Raw genomic sequence first — 8,633 nt, 5'->3', positions numbered from 1 at the left:
CAATTTGTTCTCCTTAATAAACGCTCGGAGTTGCTGCTTTGTCCATAATCCCATGTGTTCTCCCCAACCTCTCGTATACTTCCATTTTAATGGGTTTAGGAGTTTACACAATCTATTTTACAGACTCTCCATCCGTGGGAATGACCGCCACTAAATTTAATCCGAAGTGATAACTCTTCTTCGTTTTCGTTCCATCGTAAAGTAGTCTGAATCCGAGTGGGTGTATTCCGATGGACGATTACTCGGCTTGTGATATTAGAATGCTCCACATAAATTGTTCTGTTCTGTTGATAGGCAGTAATGACCGTTAGCGCATGACCTAGTAGGTTTTGAATGCCTTGAACCAAGTTCCCTTGTGAGGCTCTCGAAAGTGCCATTCCAACTTCTTGCGACAATGCTTCTAAGCAATCTTGGTGGCTAAGTTGCCCCTGCTCGAATTCAGCCTGGACGGTCGCTACTTTATCGCGAAGATCCTCTTGAAGATCAAAGTAAGTTGCGCCCAAAAGCGTGCCCATTCCAGGATTTTTTGTTGTGATTTTTTTCACCATGTTACGAATGGCTTTTAGCGAAATATATATTTCATCAACTTGCCCGTTACGGTGTCGTATAGATACTTTCACATCACCTGTATTTAAGCGATCACTGGTATAAATATCTGCGACCAGCTGGATTCCTTCCAAGGTAGCAGAATTTCTTTTTTCATGAATATACTTCATGATCAATTCTGCAGTTTGCTCTGAACTTTGCCGAATGGCAGTAGCTGTCGTTTGATCAATCTTTGACAAATACGAATGAAAATAGGAGCTGCACTCCTGTTCGTCGTTTTGTATGATGCCTGGATTTTTGACCAATAACCAGTAATAAGAGAATGCCTCATGGCATTTGCCAACCGCATTGCTAATGTTTGAACTTTTAGAAAAAAGAGTTTGAGTCCAGATTGCCTCCATCTGTGCAATAGAACGCTGGTTGACCAATTTCGTTTGATTTAAAAATTCAGCCGTACTGGAATGCTCCTCGTAACTCGCGGCTAGCTTGATCGCTGAAAGTGGAGAACTCTCAAATTTAAATCGAAGTGTTAGAGCAACAGAGCCGTATTGAATTCCAATGGTGTCTCGGTTTTTCTTGTAAACGACAATGTCTTTATATTCGCCAGCCACAGGTTTAAGTTCTTCAACAGTTACCCTATCTTTATAAATTCGAGTGACGACGTTCATTTGGTTCGCTAATAATAACTCATCAAATGCGTACATAAAACCATCGGGGTTGGTGTTGTAGTGGTTTTGCAACAGCATGAAACTATGATCACGAATGGAAAGTAAAAAACGACTTCTGCATGGGCTGCTTAGTTCGTCAAAATGTGGGAAGTGACCACGAACCACGGTTTTTAAGTCTTCAATATTAGAAGGCATAGCGATCGACTTTGCTTCCAACAGCTCTTCCAAGAAGATTGTGTATACATAATTGAAATAATGATTAAATTGGGCTTGGAGATCATCTGACAAGAAATATTTCGACAAGAAGCTCTTGGCACCAAGATTTTTCTGCTGAACTTTTTGGCTACCAGTGATTGAAAATAAATTGATTGGATAAACACTGTTTGCAGTTAAGATAGTGAGATCGGGATGTAAATCCGGATTTGAATGATCGAATTTGCATACAATTTGCTCCGGGTTCGGAAATCTGGTCCAGATGAAGCGTGCCGTCTCTCTGGCAACCTCTGTAGACTCACTAGACCAAGCCCTGGACTCTTTTCTGTGCACGAGAGCCTTGTATACTTCTCTTACATGCTGATCACCTATGAATCTTGGTTTTGCCATAAGAACACCCCGAATTCAATATATACATGAAATTTAATTTAGTTAATAATTAATGTTGGTTCTTTGGTAATGCTGTTATAATTCCATTATAGTCCAAGATTACTAGTATGGAAATTTACGCTCTATGTCCATTCATCTTTCATTCTACAAAAAAGAGGCTAGTAGGGAGTATGGTTTAGATGGAAACACCCAAGCATTCAGTTTTACTTGTTGCATTTAGGGATGACATGCCACTTGATTTAGAGCTTTATTTAGCGAGGGGCATTAAAGTTATTCTGTTTAGCGATTCGGAGCAGGGGCTTGAATCGCTAGAGTCTTATAGGAAAGCCAATATGCTCTTTGTGTTCGTTTTATCGCCCAGCAATGTCTCATTATATGCGACTTTATTCATTATTGACGGGCGGATAGGATCGTTCGCCCAGCGCAGGCAGCTTAAGCGCATTACAACGCTGTGCAAGTTTAACTTGGAGCAGTATTTGGTTGAACATGCCCCTGCTCAGATGCATTTAAACGTGAAAGCTGGTGCAGGAACCGGAAAAACCACCGTTATGATTCAGCGAATCCTCTTTATTCTACATACGACGAATGTTCCTCTGCAAGAAATGGCGATGATTACGTTCACCCGGGAAGCGTCCCATCGAATGTTTCAAAAGCTTCGGGAAGAGTTCTACAAAAGGTACCAAGCGACGACAGCAGTCAAATACTTACGATACATCGAAGAGCTCCCCAAAATGCAAATCAGCACGATTCACTCTTTTGCCCGTAAGCTCGTCAAGAATTTAGGGGCCATCGTAGGTTACGGATCCAATGTTCGCATTAAGAGCTTCAAGATGGAGCGGCAACAGATCATTGAAAAGCACATTAACCTTTGGATGGAATCTGAAGGGGATCCGGACAACATTCTCGAGCGGTTTAACGGCATGATGCTTTATAAAATCGTGAATACGGCGAACAGTTACTGGGAGGAAATGGAGAAGAAAGGGTTAACTGAGCACGAGATCCGCCATTTGGAATGGGGAAACGCCGGCGGAGACAGCGAATCGCTGCACAAGCTTTTCTCTTCTATTTTTCCAGCCTGCGAAGCCGATCTTCAACAGTTAAAGTATGATATGAACGCGATCTCGCTCAACGACCTGACGCGGCAGCTGGATTCGATCACGAATAACCAAAAATCCTTATTCCAAAATGCGAATCCCATTTCGTACTTATTTGTGGACGAGTTCCAGGATACCGACGATATTCAAATCAAACTCGCCGCCAGGCTCGTGGATGCCTACAAACTCAGGCTTTTTGTCGTTGGTGATATTAAGCAAAGCATTTACCGGTTCCGGGGTGCCAAGTATACCGCTTTCGATATTCTGCGCGGTCAACTCGGTGCTTTGGACCAAAGTTTAAAAAATTACTCGCTTACCACCAACTATCGGTCCTCTGTGGAGCTTTTGGAGAAGATGCATCCGCACTTTGGCGCATGGGGGGAAGAGGGGCTTCTTCCGTATGGAAATAAAGATCGGCTCCAAGGGGTGAAACCGAGCCATAACCCCGATCACTATCGAATAGAACGGCCGTCGTTCGAACGTTTCAGCCAACTCCAAGAGGAATATACGATTCGTTTTATTCGTGAGGCGAAGTCAAGCCTGACCGACCCGGCTCAACATAAGATCGCGGTTCTGGTCCGGACAAATAATCAGGCGATGTATCTGCGGACATGGTGCGAACGCGCGGGGATCCATGTACAGCTCAATATCGGCGGGACGTTCTATCTTAGCCAGGCGGCCAAAGATTTCTACGCGCTGGTCAGAGGGCTCCTCTTTTCGAATCAGCCGTCCTCCCTCCTGAATATGCTGAATTCGCCCTACTCTTCGATTCGAATCGATTGGACGGTTCTGCCTCGTTTGGAGGGGGACGAATCGCGCTTGCTCGAGTTTATTACGAATTTGGATGCATATCGAACATGGCAAGGCTATCTGGAGGATCTGCGGATTTCACCTGTTCTTGCTGTGCTTCGGCGCATCGTCGAAGAGGCGGATCCGGTTGGTAACCATTACAGTTTGGAGCTGGAGCAATTAAATCGGAAGTATCCCGATCAGGATAACGAAGCGGAATCCAGGGCTCGCGCCTTGCAGTATCAGTTAAATCTCAACCACCTGTTCGAGTTAATCCATCGACAGTTTTCCTCGGAATTTATGACCCTTTATTCACTGCATCAGTGGTTGCAATTGCAAATGGCTGTCAATCGCGATGAGGATGAGCCGCAACTGGAAGAAGAGGAACAAGCAGATCGGGTTCAGATCATGACCGTCCATAAATCCAAAGGGCTGGAGTTCCATACCGTGATCGTACCGTTTACGGATCGTGTCTTCCGTTACGCACAGAGTGAACTATTATTGGAAAAACGGGGTCACGAATGGCATGCCGGATGGTTTATCCGCAAGGGAGACCAACAATACGGGAGCTCCGTTCATCAAGGTCTTCAAAATATGGAGGAAGACGAAGCAGCTAAGGAAGAAACGCGCCTTCTTTATGTCGCAATAACCCGAGCAGAGAGCCGCCTTTGGGTTGTTGCCAACCGGGCACGAACCTTCAAGAACTGGTATACGCTCCTTTCCAAACGGGGGTCCTACGCAAATGCCTAGTCAAATGATTGCCTATAACCATCTTCTTAAGCTGGAAGAGTGCGCGGAATTAAAGCCCTACAGAGGGAAGAATGTCCTTCATATCTGTGCAACTGTCAGCTTATTTGAGGGCATTAAGTCAAGGTATGAAGAATTCGAATGGTTAGAAAATGCCGGTCCTTTTATCAATGGGATCTTGGGTACGTGGACCCGGCCGACAACGAAACTCACGCAATTCGCGCGGCTCACGAACATCATCCGGGAAGAAGGAGCCGATCCTCATTTTCCGGAACGTTTAACTTATGCATTCCGCCACAATCAACAGAATGTTCTGCTCTCCATGCGGGTGTTGACGGAAATGGGCATGAAACCGATCGATTTCTCGCCAAGCACCAAGGAAGAGGAGTTGTTTCAACGCTGTTGGAGGCGGATGGAAAACGAAATCTCCTCGTTTGGGCGAACTCGGGCATTATTGCAAACTCCGGAGTTGTTTAAAGCCCAGTTTAAGTGGATGCTGTCCGAGAACAGGAAGCAGTGGCCGGAGTTTGTCGTTCTGCATGGCTTCTACTTCATTACACCTTTGCAACATCGCATACTTACACTACTAGAAGCGAACGGAATCGGCTTGATTTTCTTAAATCTCTACGATGAGAGATATCCGAATACATTTGCATCCGTGGAAGCTTATCTGGGGTCTTGGGTAAACAGGGCAGCGTGGAAATACAGTGTGCAACCTACCGAAGGCTTAAATTATGGCGATCAGTTCAGTTCGGCTTTTGAAGGGACGCTCGTAAAGCCGAGCCAGGATATTTGGCCTCCCGAAGTTTATAAGTTCCTCGATTTCTCGGAGTTTCTCGACCATTATAAAGTAAACGAGTCGCTCTACATCTCGCCCAAAGAGGGAAGTTTAAACGGCAGACTCAAAGAGTATGTGCCTGACTCCTTTGAGCAAAGGCATTTCCTTTCCTATCCCATCGGTCAGTATTTGTATCATCTGCATCTGATGTGGAATGAGCGGAAATCGAGGCTGGAACTGACGGAAAAGGGCCTATTTGAGTGCTTCTCTTCCGGTTGGCTGCTTCATGACGACCAGAACGGCAGGGCTTATCTGAAACAGTTGCAAGAGCTATTGCCCTATTTCCAAGGGTGCGTCATTCTGGCGGACTGGCGAAAACGGGCCAAATTGCTGTTACAGATCCAAGAAGGTCCGGTGGAAGCTTTCGCGCAGTCCGAAAATAGATTCCATCGGATCGCCGAGAATCCGATGATTCGTTTCAGTTATTTTAACGTTCCGGCTAAAGACGTACGCGTCGTGACGAATTTGATTGAGGCGTTATTTGTGCAAGCTGAACTGTTGTTCTCGGGCTCGAGGCAAGTGACAATTCGTGAGCACTTTGAAAAGCTGGAGCAGTTTATGGATGCGGGAATCCAATCGGCAGAGTTCAACGAGACGGAAAAGAAGCTTTTCCATGAGCTATTAGAGCGGTTTCGCAGAGATTTCTCCTCGGATGAGGCGTTTTATGTAGAAGATTTGTCGTACGCCATTTCGCTCTACCTCGGCGGCGAATTCCTTCAAGACGAGAATCAGCCAGAGATGAAGCCAATCCGGCAATTTGAAGACGCCGACGGCGCGGCACTCCTTGGTTCCGATGTTCATCTTTGCGGGATTGACGAAGAAAGTTTGCCTTACACTAGTTCGCCGCTTCCTTGGCCCATGACTCGGGATACCTTGCGTTCGATCTCCACATGCCAAGAAGAGATTTCACTCTTGTTTATGAGGGAAGAGTTTGCGCCGCAGATCGCGCGGTATTTGTACTACAGCGTGCTTGCTTTTGCGGAGAATGTCACCATCTCCTGGATTCGCAATTTCGATAATTTGACTTACGATGAATCCGCCTACATCAGCTTGTTGGGTGTGGAACCGGCAGGAACCGATTACGGTGCTTTGTTCCAAGCCGGTACTGCCCCAACAATCTTCAAAGAGGATGCCGATGCGGTACAGCCGCTCCTTATGGATTATCCCGTGGATGCAGCGGCGGAGGCGGCACTTTGTCCGCGCCGGTTTTATTATAGCATCTTGTCGAAACCGTATGCGGTTTACTCTTCGGACTTCCACCAACAATTTTTATATCAGGCGTTGTTGGAAGCCGGATACAAGCTATCGGATAGTTCTGACGAAGATGTTACCCAACAGATGTCGGAGCTGTTTCCTCACTGGTCAAAAGTCAGAAAACGTATGATTGCGGAGCAGGCTATCCAATATAAGGATCTTTTCGATATGAAATATTCAAGTATTGGTGATCGCGATTATGTCCGTGGCCGGGAACGGTTCCAGTTCTTGGTGAACTACTATAAGGATCATGATAACGGTGGCATTGATTTAATGGAACCTGCCAGGGATGCGATGCGTTACGGCCAATCGGGAAGAACCTTGCTGGAGCACGTTCGTGGGCAAGATGAGCTTCAACTGGAGGCAAAGCCGTCCAAGCTCTGTCGGTTCTGTCCGCACTTATCCCAGTGCCGTGACGGGCATTATGCGATTGACGATCAGCTAAGGAGCATCCAATGAGCTTCGACAACCGATTGTTCGAGTCGATCGCGATGCGCTGGTCCAGGAGCAGTAACACAGAGATGCTAGAATGGATGGCAAAATCTGCTTCCTCTCATGCGGCGGCACTGGCAGCGGAGGTGGCCAATCTGCGTACGGATGAGACCCTTCCGAGCGAATTTGAAGCCATATTCGACCCCACGGATGATGACGACGACGGATTCTTATAAGGAGCAGAAGCGAATGATCGAGATCACATTAACGCTCAAACAGCAGGAAGCCGTAGACTATGACGGCAAGGAAATGTTAATCAAAGGGATCGCGGGAAGCGGAAAAACATTGGTTCTGCTCAATAAAGCGAATAAGATTCTGGCGGCTCAAGAGCGGGAGAATGTGTACCTGTTCACGTACAATGGGACGCTGGCTGCTTATGCCAAAGAATTGGCGGCAATGATTGGCTCGGATCGCCTTCATGTTTACACATTCCACTCCTGGGCGTCGCGCATGTTGGCGAAGCTGAATATTCGCATGCAAATGGTTAAGGGGGATGAGCAAGAAGAACTCCTTCGAAACTCCGTTATGAGTGTTTGTCAGACCGCGCCTCATCGGCTTGTGGCAGAAGAAAAGTACTTTGACTTCTTGGCAGAAGAAATTAGCTGGATTAAGGGGAAGAGTTTATTTACGCTCGAATCCTATCTACAAGCCGAACGAACAGGCAGGGGAACGAAGGTAAACGTTGACCAAAAAGGCCGTGAAGTCATATTCGCGGTGTTTCAGCAATATCAAGGTGATCTCAAACGCTTGGGTCAAGCTGACTTTGACGATCTGGCCGCTATTTTGGATCGGTCTTTCGCACAGCTGGGTCCACTCAAAGATTTGGATAATGTCCTCATTGATGAAGCACAGGATTTGCAGGAAATTCAGTTGAAACTGCTTCGCAAATGTGCCAATAAGAGAATGATTATTGCAGCCGACAAGGGTCAGAAAATTTACAATACCTCGTTCACTTGGCGGGATATCGGCATCAATATCACCGGTGGACGAACGAAGGTCCTTCACGATTCGTTTCGTTCGACGAAGCAAATCATTGAGTTGGCGTACAGCTTGCAAAAACACGATCCCATCTATAAAGACAGAGATGAAGAGTTCGTTCATCCCGTCGTCCCTCAAAGAGAAGGCCCGGTACCCAGGCTGATTCAATGCGGCGGGTACGACGAAGAGGAGGAGTATGTTCTTCGATCCGTCCAAGAGCTGTATCGGTTAAATCCCAACTGGAAGATCGGCATTCTGTGCCGGAAAAACGCTTCTCTCTCGAAGTTTCAAAAGCGGCTGCCACCGCTCGGCGTTCCTGCCGAGTACGTCAAAAAAATGAGCGGGAGTGCTTTTCGCCCGGGTGTGAAGCTCTTATCTTTTCATTCGGCCAAAGGGCTGGAGTTTGATGCAGTCTTTCTTTATCGTCTGCGTGAAAAAGTCATTCCGATATATGATCAGGCCGAGGATTTGGATGAAGATACCCTGTCAACGGAGCGCCGGTTATTATATGTCGCCATTACTCGGGCCAAATCAGTTTTGGTTATGACATATTACGGTCGCCGTTCCCGGTTTATTGACGAACTGGACCCGGCACTTTACCGCTATGAAGGTGTGGGAAGGTAA

At 46.6% G+C, this 8,633-nt stretch carries 5 protein-coding genes; 4 read left to right on the top strand and 1 reads right to left on the bottom strand.

The annotated features are described in order from the left end of the window. Positions 1-95 precede the first annotated feature (95 nt). On the bottom strand, positions 96-1,817 hold the full coding sequence (locus E2980_RS13600; RefSeq protein ID WP_135152719.1) for a hypothetical protein: 1,722 nt from the start codon (positions 1,815-1,817) through the stop codon (positions 96-98). 227 nt (positions 1,818-2,044) lie between these two features. Between E2980_RS13600 and E2980_RS13595 the strand changes: the two genes are divergently transcribed. From E2980_RS13595 to E2980_RS13585, 4 genes are read left to right on the top strand one after another with little or no spacing between them, the layout of a single operon-like run. Beyond that, positions 2,045-4,450 carry a UvrD-helicase domain-containing protein gene (locus E2980_RS13595; protein WP_167747121.1) on the top strand — a complete coding sequence of 802 codons (2,406 nt, stop codon included), beginning with the start codon at positions 2,045-2,047 and terminating at the stop codon, positions 4,448-4,450. Beyond that, positions 4,443-6,998, top strand: a complete 2,556-nt coding sequence (locus tag E2980_RS13590) for a hypothetical protein (protein WP_135152717.1) — start codon at positions 4,443-4,445, stop codon at positions 6,996-6,998. The genes E2980_RS13595 and E2980_RS13590 overlap by 8 nt, the downstream gene beginning before the upstream one ends. Continuing rightward, positions 6,995-7,207: a hypothetical protein gene (locus E2980_RS24255; RefSeq protein ID WP_167747120.1), complete on the top strand. Its 213-nt coding sequence runs from the start codon at positions 6,995-6,997 to the stop codon at positions 7,205-7,207. Before E2980_RS13590 ends, E2980_RS24255 begins: the two co-directional genes overlap by 4 nt. Positions 7,208-7,220: 13 nt before the next feature. Beyond that, positions 7,221-8,633: a 3'-5' exonuclease gene (locus E2980_RS13585; protein ID WP_167747119.1), complete on the top strand. Its 1,413-nt coding sequence runs from the start codon at positions 7,221-7,223 to the stop codon at positions 8,631-8,633.

The organism is Cohnella luojiensis (genome assembly GCF_004564235.1).
GTDB classification, from domain to species: domain Bacteria; phylum Bacillota; class Bacilli; order Paenibacillales; family Paenibacillaceae; genus Cohnella; species Cohnella luojiensis.
The sequence above is the reverse complement of the archived record's forward strand: the minus strand, read 5'-3'. Positions and strand labels throughout refer to the sequence as shown.